Here is a 14,087-nt window from a genome sequence, read left to right as displayed (position 1 = left end):
CATGCGCACCCGGCACGTCTACCACGCCGTCGACTCGCACACCGAGGGCATGCCCACCCGCGTCATCACCGGCGGCGTCGGGGTGCTCCCCGGCGCCACCATGGCCGAACGCCGGCAGCACTTCATCGAGCACCGCGACGACCTGCGCACCCTGCTCATGTACGAGCCGCGCGGGCACGCCGCGATGAGCGGTGCCGTCCTCCAGCCGCCCACCCGGCCCGACGCCGACTACGGCGTGCTGTACATCGAGGTCTCAGGACTGCTCCCGATGTGCGGACACGGCACCCTCGGCGTGGCCACCGTCCTGGTCGAGACCGGCATGGTCGCCGTCACCGAACCGGTCACCACCGTCCGCCTCGACACGCCTGCGGGCCTCGTCGCCGTCGACGTGCAGGTCGAGGACGGCGCGGCGAAAGCGGCGACCCTCACCAACGTGCCCGCCTTCTCCGCGGGACTCGACCACAAGGTGGAGGTGCCCGGATACGGCACCGTCACCTACGACCTGGCGTTCGGCGGCAACTTCTACGCGTTCGTGCAACTGGAGGAGCTGGGACTGCCGTTCGACCGGGCCCGCAAGAACGACGTGCTCGCCGCCGGGCTCGCGATCATGGAGGCGATCAACGCGTCCCCGGCGCGCCCGGTCCACCCCGCGCAGTCCGACATCGCCGGACTCAAGCACGTCCACCTCGCCGCCCCCGGCTCCGACGCCCGGCACTCACGGCACGCCATGGCGATCCACCCCGGCTGGTTCGACCGGTCCCCGTGCGGCACCGGCACCTCCGCGCGGATGGCGCAGCTGCACGCCCGCGGGGAACTGCCCCTGCACCAGGACTTCGTCAACGAGTCGTTCATCGGCACCCGGTTCACCGGCCGCCTGATCGGGGCGACCGAGGTCGCCGGGGTCCCGGCCGTCGTACCGCGCATCACGGGCCGGGCCTGGATCACCGGCACCGCCCAGTACTTCCTCGACCCCGACGACCCCTTCCCCGGAGGTTTCCTCCTGTGACCGCCGCCCCGGCCCTGGTGGAGTCGCGCAACCCGGCCGACCCCGCCGACCTGATCGTCCAGGTGCCCGCCCCGGGGGCGTTCGCCGCCGTCGACACCGTGGAGCGCGCCCGCGACGCGCAGCCCGGCTGGCACCGCGAGGGCGCCGCGGCCCGCTCGGCGGCGCTCACCGCCGTCGCGGCCGCCGTCGAGGCGGCCGCCGGCGAACTCGCCGACCTCGCCGTGCGCGAAGTGGGCAAACCCGTCACGGAGGCCCGCGCCGAGGTGGCCCGTACCGTCGCGATCTGGCGGTACTACGCGCAGGCGCCCTACGAGCCGACCGGTGCCGTCCACGATCCGGCGGCCGGGTCCGGGCTGCTGTTCACCCGGCGCCGCCCGCACGGCGTCGCCGGACTCGTCACGCCCTGGAACTTCCCCTTCGCCATCCCCAGTTGGAAGGCGGCGCCCGCCCTGGCGGCGGGCAACACCGTCGTCCTCAAACCTGCGCCCGAGGCCACCGCCTGCGCGCGGCGCCTTGCGGACATCGTCCGCCGGGCCGTGCCCGATGGGGTGTTCACGGCCCTGCCCGGCGGCCCCACCGAGGGCAACGCCCTCCTGTCCGTCGCCGACGTCGTGTCCTTCACCGGCTCCACCCCGGTCGGCCGGGCCGTGGTGCGCGCGGCCACCGCGCGCGGCGTCCCCGTCCAGGCCGAGATGGGCGGCCTGAACGCCGCGATCGTGCTGCCCGACGCGGACATCGACACCGCCGCCGCGCACATCGCCGCCGCGGTCGCCGGTTACGCGGGCCAGAAGTGCACCGCGACCAGCCGCGTCATCGCCGTCGGCGGCGCACTCGGCCCCCTGCGCGAGGCCCTCGGCGCGCAGCTGCGGACACTGCGCGTGGGGGACCCGGCCGACCCGGCCACCGTCTGCGGCCCGCTCATCGACGAGCGCGCCCGCGACCGCGTCCTCGGGGCCCGCGCGGGCCTGACCGAACTCACCGGCGCCACCGGCCAGGCGACGGCCGCCAGCGACGGCTGGTACACGGCACCGGCCCTGGTGAGCGACGTGCCGGCGGGCCACCGGCTGCTGCGCGAGGAGGTCTTCGGGCCGCTCGCCGTCCTGCTGCCCGCCGACGACCTCACCCACGCCGTCCGCCTCACCAACTCCGCCGCCCACGGCCTGGTCACCTCGGTCCACACGGCGTCCCTCGACACGGCTCTCGGCGCCCTCGACCACCTCGACACCGGCATGATCCGCGTCAACGCGCCCTCCACCGGCGTCGACTTCCACCTGCCGTTCGGCGGCACCAAGGGATCAGGGCACGGCCCGCGCGAACAGGGCCGCGCGGCCCTGGAGTTCTACACCTCGGGGCGCACATACACCCTGGGCCCCGCGCACGAGCCCGGGAAAGCAACGTGACATTGTACGCTGGTGATCCCCTCGGCCACGGTGGCGCGGGGGACGAAGGGAACACCACGGGCATGGGGCACCTCAAGCAGCGCAACCTCATCACCACCCGGGAGCGCCTGCGCGACCAGGTGGCACACGCCCTGCGCGCCGCGCTGATCTCCGGCGAACTCCAGCCGGGGCAGGTCTACTCCGCGCCGGGCCTCGCCGAGGACTTCGGCATCTCCGCGACGCCCGTGCGCGAGGCCATGCTCGACCTCGCCCGCGAGGGCCTGGTCGAGCCCGTCCGCAACAAGGGCTTCCGCGTCACCGAGGTCGACGAGCGCGACCTCGACCAGTACTCGGAGATCCGCATGCTGATCGAGGTGCCGATGGTCGGCCGGATCACCCGCAGCGCCGCCCGCGAGGACCTCCAGGCGCTGCGGCCCGTAGCCGAGGAGATCGTACGGGCCGCCCGCGAGCACGACCTCATCGGCTATCTGGAGGCCGACCGCCGCTTCCACCTCTCGCTGCTCGCCCTCGGCGGCAACGACCGGCTCGTCGAGACCGTCGGCGACCTGCGCAAGCGCTCCCGTCTGTACGGTCTGACGGCCCTGGACGAGAGCAACCGCCTGATCCCCTCCGCCGAGGAGCACCTCGAACTGCTCGATCTGATGATCGCGGGCGAGGCCAAGCGAGCCGAGAAGTGCATGATGCGGCATCTGGGGCATGTGCGCTCCCTGTGGGCGAAGGACGCGGCCGGTCGCTGAAGGTGCCGAAGGCGCCGGGGTGCTGCGGCGCCGAACCCGGCGGACGCGGCTTGACCAGGGGCGTACGCGAAGGTGACACGCGCGTGCCCGCACCTCTACTGCCACCGGCCCCCAGTTGTCAGACTTCTCTGTCGCGCACTAATGTCACCACGCCTTGGTGAACGGGAAATCGGTGTGATGCCGGTGCGGCCCTCGCCACTGTGATCGGGAAGTCCGGCTCCAGCCTCACGGCAGCCACTGGGCGCGCACGCGCCCGGGAAGGCGGAGTCCGGTCGGTACGACCCGTCAGCCAGGAGACCGGCCAAGGCGCGTTGTCCATCCACGAGGTGCTGGAGAGGGTCTGCTGAGCCATGCACATAGCCGAGGGTTTCCTCCCGCCGGCGCACGCGATCGCCTGGGGCGTAGCGTCCGCGCCGTTCGTCGTCCACGGAGTCCGCTCCCTCACCCGTGAGGTCAAGGAACACCCGGAGAGCACGCTGCTCCTGGGGGCCTCGGGTGCCTTCACGTTCGTCCTGTCCGCCCTGAAGATCCCGTCCGTGACGGGCAGTTGCTCGCACCCGACGGGCACGGGCCTCGGAGCCATCCTGTTCCGGCCGCCGATCATGACGGTGCTCGGCACCATCACGTTGCTCTTCCAGGCCCTGCTGCTCGCCCACGGCGGGCTCACCACCCTGGGCGCCAACGTCTTCTCGATGGCGATCATCGGACCCTGGGCCGGATACGCCGTCTACAAACTCCTCAAACGGTACGAAGTGCCGCTCATGGTGGCCGTGTTCTTCGGCGCCTTCGTCGCCGACCTGTCGACGTACTGCGTCACCAGCGTCCAGCTCGCCCTGGCCTTCCCCGACCCGAGCAGCGGTTTCCTCGGCGCCCTCGGCAAGTTCGGCGGCATCTTCGCCGTGACGCAGATCCCCCTCGCCGTCAGCGAGGGCCTGCTCACCGTCCTGGTGATGCGCCTCCTGGTGCAGTCGAGCAAGGGCGAGCTGACACGGCTCGGCGTGCTCCTGCAGAGCAAGGGCACACGGCCGGGTACGCGTACGGAGAAGAGCGAGGCGACCGAGGACGCCGGGGCGCCCGGCAAGCCGGCAAAGAGCGAGGCGTCGCGGACGTCCGAGACGGGGGCAAGCACCTGATGAACCGCAACACGAAGATCAACATTCTCCTCGTCGTCATCGTCGTCGCCCTCGCGGTGCTGCCCCTGGCCCTCGGCCTCGGCGACCACAAGGACGAGCCGTTCGCCGGTGCCGACGCCCAGGCGGAAACGGCGATCACGGAGATCGAGCCCGACTACGAGCCGTGGTTCACGCCGCTGTACGAACCGCCGTCCGGCGAGGTCGAGTCCGCGCTCTTCGCCCTCCAGGCGGCCATCGGCGCGGGTGTGCTCGCGTACTACTTCGGGCTGCGCAGGGGCCGCCGCCAGGGCGCCGAGCGCGCGCGGGCGCAGGAGGCCGACGCGGCGCGAAGCGGCGGCGAGGCAAAGGACACCCGGTCCCGGACCGAACAGGTCTGACCCGGAGTGCTCCCCATCGACGCGGCGGCGCACAGCAGTCGCTGGCGCCGCCGCCATCCCGTGGACAAGGCCGTCCTGGGCCTCGGCCTCACGGTCCTCGCCATCTCCCTGCCGCCCTGGCCCGGCGCCGCCCTCGTCCTGGTTGCCGCGCTCGTCCTGCTGCTCGGCCCGGCGGGGGTGGGCGCCCGCCAACTGTGGCGGGCCTACCGCGTACCGCTCGGGTTCTGCGTGACCGGTGCCCTGACCCTGCTCGTCCAGATCGGCGGCCCCGACGGATTCGTCACCCTCGCCGACGGGGGGCCCGCGCGCGCGGGCGGCCTGCTGCTGCGGACGTCGGCGGCCTCGCTCGGGGTGCTGCTCCTCGCGTTCACCACGCCGATGTCGGACCTGCTGCCCCGCCTGGTGAAGGCGGGTGTGCCGGCACCGGTGGTGGACGTGGCACTGGTGACGTACCGGATGAGTTTCCTGCTCCTGGACTCCATGAGCCGCATCCGGCAGGCCCAGGCGGCCCGGCTCGGACACACCACCCGGGCGGCGGCCTGGCGTTCCCTCGCCGGGCTCGGCGCCACCGCGTTCGTGCGGGCCTTCGACCGGGCGGGCCGGCTCCAGGCGGGGCTGGCCGGGCGCGGCTACGACGGGACGCTGCGTGTGCTCGTGCCCGATGTCCGCGTCTCGCGGGGCTTCGTGGCGGCGAGCGCGACGCTCCTCACCGGCCTGGTCGCCCTCACTCTCGTACTGGAAAGGTTTCTGCCATGAGCGAGCCGAGCGCCGCTCCGTACGGGGCGGCCGCACCCCTGGTCGCGCTGCGCGGCGCGTCCTACGCGTACGAGGACGGGCCCACCGTGCTCAGCGGCCTGGACTTCGACGTCGTCGAGGGGCGTGCCGTCGCCCTGCTCGGCCGCAACGGCAGCGGCAAGACGACGCTGATGCGGCTGCTCAGCGGCGGCCTGCGCCCCCGCACCGGCACCCTCGGCGTCGAGGGCGTCCCCGTCACCTACGACCGCAAGGGCCTGACGCGGCTGCGCACCACGGTGCAGCTGGTCGTGCAGGACCCGGACGACCAGCTGTTCGCCGCCTCCGTCGCACAGGACGTGTCCTTCGGGCCGCTGAACCTCGGGCTGCCCGACGGCGATGTCCGCTCCCGCGTCGCGGAGGCGCTGGCCGCACTCGACATCGCCGACCTGGCCGACCGCCCCACCCATCTGCTCTCCTACGGCCAGCGCAAGCGGACCGCCATCGCCGGGGCCGTGGCCATGCGGCCCCGTGTGCTGATCCTCGACGAGCCGACCGCGGGGCTCGACCCCGACGGCCAGGAACGGCTCCTCGCCACCCTCGGCCGACTGCGGGACACCGGCACGACCGTCCTCATGGCGACCCACGACGTGGACCTCGCCCTGCGCTGGGCCGACGACGCCGCGCTGCTCACTCCCGAGGGGGTGCGCACCGGGCCGGTGGCGGCGACCCTCGCCCGGCGCGACCTCCTCGCCCAGGCGGGCCTCGGCCTCCCGTGGGGGGTCGCCGTGGCGGAACTGCTGCGGACCCGGGGGCTGCTGACGGGGGCGGACGAGGAGCCGCGCACCCCGGACGAGCTGGCGGCCCTTGCCGCACGGGCGGTGCCCGGAGCGTGAGCGGAACGTGCGCGGAGCGTTAATCCGATGCCGCTGACCAGGGCCGCGACCTACCATCCGCTGCATGCCGAGACCTCAGGGATTCACGTACGAGCAGCGCGCCGACGGAACCGTCGTGATCACACACGGCTCCCGCAGGGCGGCGACGCTCCGCGGTGCCCGCGCCGCGGAGTTCGTCGCGCAGGCGGAGTCGGGCGACGCCCAACTGGCGATGGCCCGTTGGACGGCCAACTACCGGCGGGGCAACGAGCGGACGGCTAAGGCGCATCCGCGCAACGGCTGACTCCGTCCGCGGGCCGCCGCCCGTGGCGGCCGACTCCGACAAGTTCACAACTAAACAGACAATATGGATAAATTGCCCTAAACTAGTCCGAGGGTGGGCGCCACTGGACAGAGTGGCGACGTCAATATGAGGAGGCACTGATGCTTACTCAGCACACACCGCTTCTGATCACTCCGACGGACACCTCGGCACTCGATGCGGCCATGGTGGAGCCCGAGGCGGTGCTGAGCGACGCGCCGACATATGCGCCGGAAGCCTCAGCTGCCCTGCTCCTCCTGGCTCTCATCTCGCCGAAGCAGCCGAAGGAGCCGAAGGGCAAGTGAGCCCCGATCGGTCGCAGGCCGCATATGCCGCGTCGGCGGCTGACCTGGCTCTTCGTGCCCTCGACGCCCTCCAGGGCGCCGGGGGCACCGCCATGGTCGCCGACCATGTCGAACGTACGGACGACCCCAAGGCGGCGCTGGCCGCGATCCGCATTGTCGGCGCCGATGTCTTCGCCCCCTGTCTCTTGGCGGGCGAGGGCCTCCACCCCGCGGACGCGGCAGCCGTCGCCCAGTCCTTCGCGGTGTTCCCGCCCCCGGTGAGCACCCCCGCCCCGCCCCCGGCCGGGGCTGCCGAGCCGTGGCTGGCCGCCTGGCGTGACTGGGGCACGGCGTCGCTGCTCGCCCGGTTCGCCGGTACGGACACGGGCGCGATGCCCGTCGGCACGGACGCCGACGGAATCCCCGCCGCCGCGGAGGGCACGGAGAGGAACGGTCCCGTCACCGCGGGCGTCGCCGGCGCGCTCGCACCCCGGCCCACCGGGGCCCCGCAGCTGGCGGAAGCAGGCAGCGACCCGGCCGAAACCACCTGGCAGACCTGGTCCACGCGCATGGGGCAGCTCTCCCCGCTCGCCCTGCCCGGACTCGAAAGCCCCGTGCACGCCATGGCCCGCGCCGCCCCGCAGGCCCTCGCACGCGGCGCCACCCGCGCCGTCCTGCGCCGTGACTTCCCCACCGCCGCACGCGTCGCGCGCTGGCTCGCCCTGCTGGCCGCCGAGGGCGAGCCGCTGCCGCTCGACCCCGCGCCCCTGGTCGAACACCTCCGCCTGCACGGCGGTGGCCCGCGCCTCGCCCTCGACGTGGCGATCGCCCGGCGGCTGCTCGGAGTGGAGGACGTATGACGGCGTCCGTGACACGCACCGCACACGACGTGAGCGCGCAGGCCCTCGCCTGGCTGCACGCCCACCGCGAGCGAGGCGGCCTGCCCGCCGACGCGACCGCCGAGCTCGGTGACCCCAACGGCGTCTACAAACCCCTGGGCGAGAGCGCCCTCGCCGCCTCGCTCGTGCTGCGGGAGTCGGTCGCGGGCGGCACGGAGCTGCGCCTGGCCCGCGAGCTGCTGGACTTCTGCTGGAGCCAGTTCCGTGCCGGCGACATGCTGTACGAGCGCCAACTGCGGTTCTCGCTGATGACCGACCCGCTGGAGACATACGTCCCGTTCGCGCGGAGCGGCCTGCGACACGCGGCCCTCGACGGACTGCTGGCCCACACCAGCGCACTGCGTTCCGTCCGGGGCGCCGAGATGCTGCCCAACCGGCGCCTCGCCGTCGCCAACGCCGCCCGCGTCGTGGGCCTCGACCAGGACGGACGCGTCTACGACTGGGCGGCGCTGACCCGGGCCACATGGCTCGCGGCGACCCCCGAGCCCTGGCTCATCGACTGGATGACCGGCTACTGCGTCACCCACACGGTCTTCCACCTCACCGACTGGGGCGCCCGCCCCACCGGCCTGCCGGAGGAGCTCGCCGACTACGTGAGCACCTGGCTGCCGGTGTGGATCGACATCTGGGCCGAGATCGAGCAGTGGGACCTGGTCGCCGAGCTGATGATCGTCGGCTGCTGCCTGCCGGAGCCCCACTGCGCGGCGGCCGACTGGGATCGCCTGGCCGCGGCCCAGCACCCGGACGGTCTGGTCCCGCGCGACGGCGACCCGGTCGCCGACGACCCCGACCAGCGCTTCGCCGACCATCAGCACACCGCCGTCGTCGCCGCGGTCGCGGGCACCCTCGCGGTGTCCCGCACGCTCGGCGGGACGGGGCAGCGGCTGTGAGCCGGGACGGCGGGCGACCCGGCTCCGAGGGCCCCGGACCCGAGTGTTCCGGACCCGGGTGCCCCGTCCCTGCCGGTCCTGTCCCCGAGGGCGGCGAGCCCGAGGGCTGCGGCCCGGGGGACCCCGGGAATCCCGCCTGGGCCCACGACCTGCTCGCCGCCCTGCGCACCGCCGCACCCGGCGCGAGCGCGGTGGCCGTCGCCGTCCGACGCGGACCCCGGCGCGCGCTGCTCGCCACCGGCGGCACGGCCCTGCGCGGCGGCACGCCCGCCGACCCCGACACGCGCTTCGAGATCGGCTCCCTCACCAAGACGTTCACCGCGCTGCTCCTCGCCGAGATGGTCGCCCGCGGCGAAGTGGCGTACGACGACCCGGTCACCCGCTTCCTGCCCCGCGCGGCGGCCCCGCCGGTGCGCGGCGCCCCCATCACCCTCCTCCACCTGGCCACGCACACCTCGGGCCTGCCGCGCCTGCCGCCCGGCCTGGTGCGCAGCGGCGCGCCCGCCTGGTACAGCAATCCGTACGCGGCCTACTCCGCCGACGCGTTCCACCGCGCCCTGGCCCGCACCCGGCCCCGAGCCGCCCCCGGCACCCGCGTGCGCTACTCCAACTTCGGCGTCGCCCTGCTGGGGGACCTGCTGGCCCGCGCCGCCCACGGCCCGGGTGACGGCGCCTACGCCCCGCTGCTCGCGGCCCGCGTCCTCGACCCGCTCGGCCTGACCCGCACCAACTGCGCCGCGAACCCGCCGCAAGCCACCGGCTACTGGCACGGCAGGGTACGCCCCGCCTGGGAGATCCCCGGGCTGCCCGGCGCGGGAGCGGGCCGCTCCAGCGCCCGTGACCTGCTCACCACCCTGGACGCCCTCCTCGACCCCGACGCGGTGCCCGCCGACGTCCCCCGGACGCTGCGCACGGCACTCGCCGACGTCACCGTCCCGCGGATCGCCCTGCCCCGCACGCACCACCGCATCGCCCTGGTCTGGAACATCCGTTCCAGACATGACCGCGACCTCTTCCACCACTCCGGCGGCACCAGGGGCTTCACCACGTTCGCGGGCTTCAGCCCGCAGCGGGACGTGGCACTGACCGCCCTGGCCAACACGAGCCCCACGCTCAACGGCGCCTTCATCCAGCGCGCCTACCTGGAACTGTGGGCACTCGCCCAGCCTGCCGCGCGCCGGACGTGACGCACGCGCCGGCGGCCTCCCCGGACCGGAGGCCGCCGGGGCCCGGCCGGATCAGGCGGTGTGCAGCCTCAACCCGTACCGGTTCAGGATCTCGTTCACCGGCTGGTACCACGTCTCGCCACCGCTGCCGCAGTTGCCCCAGCCGCCGGACGTGACGCCCTGGGCCTGGTCGCCGCTGAGGAACGAGCCGCCCGAGTCGCCGCCCTCGGCGCACACGCTGGTCTTGGTCAACTGGTGCACCACGGTGCCGTCCGAATAGTTCACGGTCTCGTTCTTGGCGAGCACCCGGCCGCAGTGCCACTTGGTGGTCGAGCCGGACCGGCAGATCGAGGACCCGACCGGTGCCTCCGCCGAGCCGCGCACCAACTGGTCCGGGACGGTGCCCCAGCCGAGGACGACGGGCACGGTCCACCAGCCGTGCCCGATGGACACGTACGCGTAGTCGTCACCGGGGAACGACGAGCCCTGGAACGTCCCCATGGCGGAGCCGTCCCAGCCGCGCACGGACGCGCCCGCACGCCCGCAGTGCCCGGCCGTCACGAAGCCGCCGTGCACCGAGAAGCCGATGGAACAGCGGACGTTGCCGGTGTAGTACGGGTCGCCGCCCACGGTCCCGGCGGCGAAGGTGCGGGGGCCTTCGGGGACGGTCGCCACGCGGACGGGGGCCACCGCCCGGGCCCGCTCCAGGAAGGTGCTGACATCGTTGTCGGTCCGGTGTCGGGCGACCACGCTCACCACGACGCCGTTCGTCTCGGGGTCGACGCGCCAACTCGCCACCCCCGCGGGTGCGTCGAGCTTGTCGACGCGTGCCTTCGCCGCGTCGAGCTCCGCGGCGCCGCGCGCGACCAGCCGCACCGCGGCGCCGGTCGCGCGCACCTCCGCGGCGGCCTCCCGTCCGGTGACGGCCACGGTGAGCCTGCCCCGTTCGGCGTCGAACCAGGAGCCGCCGTACGCGGCACCCGCGGCCGCGCGGGCCGCGCGCTCGGTCCTCGCGGCCCGCTGTTCGTCGGCGAGCCGCTCGCGGGCGGCGGCGGGGGTGAGCCCGAGGTCGCGCTGCATGGCGTCGAGCAGCGACGGGGAGGCGGGCGGTCGGGACGTCTGGTCGGCGGCGGCAGTGGTGGGGACGAGCGCGGTGCCGGCGCAGGTGGCCATGAGCAGCAGGGCGGACAGGCCGAGGCGTGCTCCAGTCGTGCGTTTCGCAGTGGCTGTGCGTCTCACGGTGGGGGACCTCTCGTCGTGCCAACAGGAATGGGGTGGACCAGAGTTGCTGAGAGCGCTCTCATCGATGTGCGGCAGAGCGTAGAGAGACCCTGCGGGCAAGTCCATACCTGGCCCCGCGGTTGCCGGGGCGGACGACGTGGCGGGCGCCGTCGAGGACGACGTGGCGGTCGGCCCTATCGGTGGTCGACTCGGTGGTCGACCGGGCGATCGACGGCACGGCCCGTCATGAGGAGGCGGCCTACGGTGTCTGCCGTAGGACCGTTGGACGCAGCGGGCCCAGGTCGACGAGACGGCGAGACGGCCGAGGCGGCTGGGTAGACCCGGGAGGCCGGGTCGGTTCGGGTCGGGCAGGGCGGTCCGGGAGGCCGGGGCGGGCCGCCCTCAGGAGTCGTCCTTCTTCTGGCAACTGGACCCTCCCGGCAGCCTGAAGCAGGCCGTGATGGTCTTGCCGTCCGCCGTGGGGTGGATGCTCCACGTGTCCGCGAGGGCGTCGACGATGGCGAGACCCCGGCCGCCGAGGCTGCCCTCGTCCGCCTTGCGCGGCTCCGGCGCGCCGGGCCCCGAGTCGTGGACGCTCAGGTGCAGCGCCTGCCCGTCCCAGGTCAGCACCACCTGCGCGCCGGTGCGGGCGTGGTGGTGGGCGTTGGTGACGAGTTCGGAGACCGCGAGGACGACGGAGTCGACCGCGTCGGGGTCCGTGTGCGTCCACCCCAGGGAATCCATGTGGGCGCGCGCCCATTCCCGTCCCGCCCTGACCCCGCGGGCAACGGGGAAGGACTGGGCCCAGCCGACGGCCCGTACCGATGCTTCCGACATGACCACCCTCACTTGTTCGTGCGGCTGCTGTTCGTGCGGCTGCCTGCCGTCCGACTACCCCGCGCGGACGTGCTCCAACGGGCCGGTTCCGAACGAGCAGGTCGGGGCGGAGACGGAAGCGGCGCTTCCGAATACCGCGCGCATCCAGCGGCCGAAGGGGGGCATCCGCCGACACATGGGATTCGACGGTGCGGTACGCAGCGGGACCAAGCAGGCGCGGAGAGTGGCCAGAGGGCCCGCGATCGAGACGGCGGCACGGGCGGGATTCGTGGCACGCGGGGTGCTGTACGTGCTGGTCGGGATCATCGCTCTGCGTGTCGCGTTCTCCGACGACGGCGGCAAGCAGGCCGACCGCGGCGGCGCTCTGACGGAGCTTGCGGACAAGCCGTTCGGGAACGTCCTGCTGTGGCTCCTCGGGCTCGCGCTCGCGGGCATGGCGCTGTGGCGGCTCTCGGAGGCGCTGTTCGGCCAGGCGGGACCGGACGGGCGCAAGGCGGGCAAGCGGCTCTCGTCCGCCGCCCGGTTCGTCTTCTACTGCGTGGTCAGCTACTCGGTCCTCGCCTATGTCGCCGGTGACAAGGGCAGCGGCAGCGGCTCCACCGACCGGCAGAGCGACGACGTCACGGCGACCGCGCTCGGCTGGCCCGCCGGGCAGTGGATCGTCGGTGCGGCGGGCGCCGCCGTGGTGGTGACCGGCGGCGTGATCGCCGTGCGCGCCATGCTGCGCAAGTACCACAAGCGCCTGCGGATGAGCGAGATGTCCGTGCCGGTGCGCAGGACCGTGGACGTCCTCGGCGTGACGGGCGGCAGCGGCCGCGGCTGTCTCTTCGCCGCCGTGGGTGTGTTCGTCATCGTGGCCGCCGTACGGCACGAGCCCGGCGAGGCCAAGGGCATGGACGACGTCCTGCGCTCCTTCCGCGAGACACCCGCGGGGCCCTGGCTGCTCGTCGCGATGGCCCTCGCGCTCGTGGCGTTCGGCTTCTACTCATGGGCGTGTGCGCGGTGGCGCAAGGTGTGAGCGCCGTGACGCGGGGCGTCGCGGGGGAGGGTGGCCGGCCGACGGGTGCATGGGCCCGACGGCCGGCGTTCCGTTCAGCGGGTGACGTACCGGTGTCCGTCAGCGGGTGACGTACCGGTGTGCGTCAGGGAGTGACGTACCGGTTACGGCCGGGGAGTGACGTTCTTGACGGGCAGGTCCGCGCTCGCGCCCGCCACGTAGTAGTCCCGGGGAGCGGAGAAGACCACGAACTCGTGGTCGTACCCGCGGATCTTGGCGCGGACGGTGAAGTTGCCCCGTGCGTCCGTGGTGGTCTTCGCGTCGTAGGCGGACTCGTAGTAGGTGCGCAGCAGGACCCGTGTGCCCGCGACCGGGCCGTGCCCGGTGGGCCAGGTGACCTTCCCGGTGACGACGAGGGTGTCACCGGCGCGGACCTTGGTGCGGTTGACCTTGTAGGTGATGGTGCTCGGCACGGCCTGGGCGTGCACCGTGGTGTCACCGAAGTAGATCTCGTTGTCGTCGGGCGGGCCCGGGTCGTACGAGGCCTGGAACTCCACCTGATGGCGCGGGAACAGATGCACGCTGTCCGTGGTCTCCCAGCGGTCCGCCGTCACGTCGGGAAGCGAGAACCGCCCCTCGGCGTCCGTGCGTACGGTGCCGAGCTTCAGGAACTCACGCTCGGTCGGGTCGATGGGGTCGCCCCACGGATTCCAGGTGTTGAACAGGACGGACTTGCCGAGCTTCACCGGCGCGTCGGCCACGGGGGTGCCGTCGGCACGGGTCACGGAGCCGGTGACGTCCACCGTGCGGCGGCCGAAGTCGGTCGACGAGGTGTCGGTGGTGACGGACACCGTGTACGCGCGCTCGGGCGGGCCGCCGGGCACGGACGCGGTGTCCGCGCCGTGGGCGGGTGCCAGGCCGAAGGCGAGGGTGGCGAGGGCGAGGGCGGCGGTCGCGGCCAGTCGCGCAACCGGTGAGGGCGGACGCATGTGCACGTGGACTCCGTCGAGATCGCGGTGAAGTCGGTACCGGTCCCGCCGGGGGCGCGGAGGAGCCCCCTTGGTGCCGGGGACTCCTCCTCCTGGTGGCGCGGGTGCACCCGCCGGAGGTACCGGTGCTGCCTGCCGGAGGTACCGGCGCAGGATTCGACTCGCGGAGCACCGGGCGTGGTTGTAGCGGGCGCCGAGTGTGCATGTCCCGTACGGCGTACG

At 73.6% G+C, this 14,087-nt stretch carries 16 protein-coding genes and 1 riboswitch; of the genes, 13 read left to right on the top strand and 3 right to left on the bottom strand.

The genetic code is table 11. The features are described 5' to 3' along the window. Window position 1: 1 nt before the first annotated feature. The 12 genes from GPA10_RS12585 (at window position 2) to GPA10_RS12530 (ending at window position 9,842) form a co-directional block, all read left to right on the top strand. The gene (locus tag GPA10_RS12585) at window positions 2-1,006 is read left to right on the top strand and encodes a proline racemase family protein (RefSeq protein ID WP_157165608.1); all 1,005 of its coding nucleotides are present in this window, start codon (window positions 2-4) and stop codon (window positions 1,004-1,006) included. Further along, window positions 1,003-2,406 carry an aldehyde dehydrogenase family protein gene (locus tag GPA10_RS12580; RefSeq protein WP_343040725.1) on the top strand — a complete coding sequence of 468 codons (1,404 nt, stop codon included), beginning with the start codon at window positions 1,003-1,005 and terminating at the stop codon, window positions 2,404-2,406. Before GPA10_RS12585 ends, GPA10_RS12580 begins: the two co-directional genes overlap by 4 nt. 62 nt (window positions 2,407-2,468) lie before the next feature. Then, entirely contained in the window at window positions 2,469-3,143 is a 675-nt protein-coding gene (locus GPA10_RS12575) for a GntR family transcriptional regulator (protein ID WP_058847818.1), read from the top strand. A gap of 138 nt (window positions 3,144-3,281) precedes the next feature. After that, window positions 3,282-3,463, top strand: a riboswitch (cobalamin riboswitch). A gap of 30 nt (window positions 3,464-3,493) precedes the next feature. Beyond that, window positions 3,494-4,276, top strand: a complete 783-nt coding sequence (locus tag GPA10_RS12570) for an energy-coupling factor ABC transporter permease (protein WP_246259052.1) — start codon at window positions 3,494-3,496, stop codon at window positions 4,274-4,276. Continuing rightward, complete coding sequence (locus GPA10_RS12565; protein WP_157165607.1) at window positions 4,276-4,653, top strand: energy-coupling factor ABC transporter substrate-binding protein; 378 nt, start codon at window positions 4,276-4,278, stop codon at window positions 4,651-4,653. Before GPA10_RS12570 ends, GPA10_RS12565 begins: the two co-directional genes overlap by 1 nt. A 6-nt stretch (window positions 4,654-4,659) precedes the next feature. Further along, window positions 4,660-5,409 (top strand): cobalt ECF transporter T component CbiQ, encoded by a 750-nt coding sequence (cbiQ, locus tag GPA10_RS12560; protein WP_343040724.1) that lies wholly within the window; start codon window positions 4,660-4,662, stop codon window positions 5,407-5,409. Continuing rightward, window positions 5,406-6,281, top strand: coding sequence for an energy-coupling factor ABC transporter ATP-binding protein (locus GPA10_RS12555; RefSeq protein ID WP_157165606.1), 876 nt, complete (start codon window positions 5,406-5,408; stop codon window positions 6,279-6,281). The genes cbiQ and GPA10_RS12555 overlap by 4 nt, the downstream gene beginning before the upstream one ends. A 64-nt stretch (window positions 6,282-6,345) precedes the next feature. Next, a complete protein-coding gene (locus GPA10_RS12550; RefSeq protein WP_157165605.1) occupies window positions 6,346-6,564 on the top strand; it encodes a hypothetical protein in 219 nt (72 codons plus the stop codon). Window positions 6,565-6,704: 140 nt separating this feature from the next. Then, window positions 6,705-6,887 carry a hypothetical protein gene (locus GPA10_RS12545; RefSeq protein ID WP_157165604.1) on the top strand — a complete coding sequence of 61 codons (183 nt, stop codon included), beginning with the start codon at window positions 6,705-6,707 and terminating at the stop codon, window positions 6,885-6,887. Beyond that, window positions 6,884-7,726, top strand: a complete 843-nt coding sequence (locus tag GPA10_RS12540; RefSeq protein ID WP_343040723.1) for a hypothetical protein — start codon at window positions 6,884-6,886, stop codon at window positions 7,724-7,726. Before GPA10_RS12545 ends, GPA10_RS12540 begins: the two co-directional genes overlap by 4 nt. After that, a complete protein-coding gene (locus GPA10_RS12535; protein ID WP_157165603.1) occupies window positions 7,723-8,655 on the top strand; it encodes a DUF6895 family protein in 933 nt (310 codons plus the stop codon). Before GPA10_RS12540 ends, GPA10_RS12535 begins: the two co-directional genes overlap by 4 nt. Further along, window positions 8,652-9,842 (top strand): serine hydrolase domain-containing protein, encoded by a 1,191-nt coding sequence (locus GPA10_RS12530; RefSeq protein ID WP_343040722.1) that lies wholly within the window; start codon window positions 8,652-8,654, stop codon window positions 9,840-9,842. Before GPA10_RS12535 ends, GPA10_RS12530 begins: the two co-directional genes overlap by 4 nt. 51 nt (window positions 9,843-9,893) lie before the next feature. Here GPA10_RS12530 and GPA10_RS12525 read toward each other — a convergent pair whose 3' ends face one another. Both GPA10_RS12525 and GPA10_RS12520 read right to left on the bottom strand, forming a co-directional pair. Then, entirely contained in the window at window positions 9,894-10,994 is a 1,101-nt protein-coding gene (locus tag GPA10_RS12525) for a S1 family peptidase (RefSeq protein WP_157165776.1), read from the bottom strand. A 450-nt stretch (window positions 10,995-11,444) separates the two neighbouring features. Then, window positions 11,445-11,879, bottom strand: coding sequence for an ATP-binding protein (locus GPA10_RS12520; RefSeq protein ID WP_157165602.1), 435 nt, complete (start codon window positions 11,877-11,879; stop codon window positions 11,445-11,447). A 175-nt stretch (window positions 11,880-12,054) separates the two neighbouring features. On the opposite strand from GPA10_RS12520, the gene GPA10_RS12515 reads away from it, so the two are divergent. Then, complete coding sequence (locus GPA10_RS12515) at window positions 12,055-12,897, top strand: DUF1206 domain-containing protein (protein WP_157165601.1); 843 nt, start codon at window positions 12,055-12,057, stop codon at window positions 12,895-12,897. A 143-nt stretch (window positions 12,898-13,040) separates the two neighbouring features. Here GPA10_RS12515 and GPA10_RS12510 read toward each other — a convergent pair whose 3' ends face one another. Further along, window positions 13,041-13,865: a peptidase associated/transthyretin-like domain-containing protein gene (locus GPA10_RS12510; RefSeq protein ID WP_157165600.1), complete on the bottom strand. Its 825-nt coding sequence runs from the start codon at window positions 13,863-13,865 to the stop codon at window positions 13,041-13,043. Window positions 13,866-14,087: the final 222 nt, after the last annotated feature.

It is taken from the genome of Streptomyces typhae, from assembly GCF_009755605.1.
Taxonomy (GTDB): Bacteria; Actinomycetota; Actinomycetes; order Streptomycetales; family Streptomycetaceae; genus Streptomyces; species Streptomyces typhae.
This window is presented reverse-complemented; position numbering and strand designations above follow the sequence as displayed.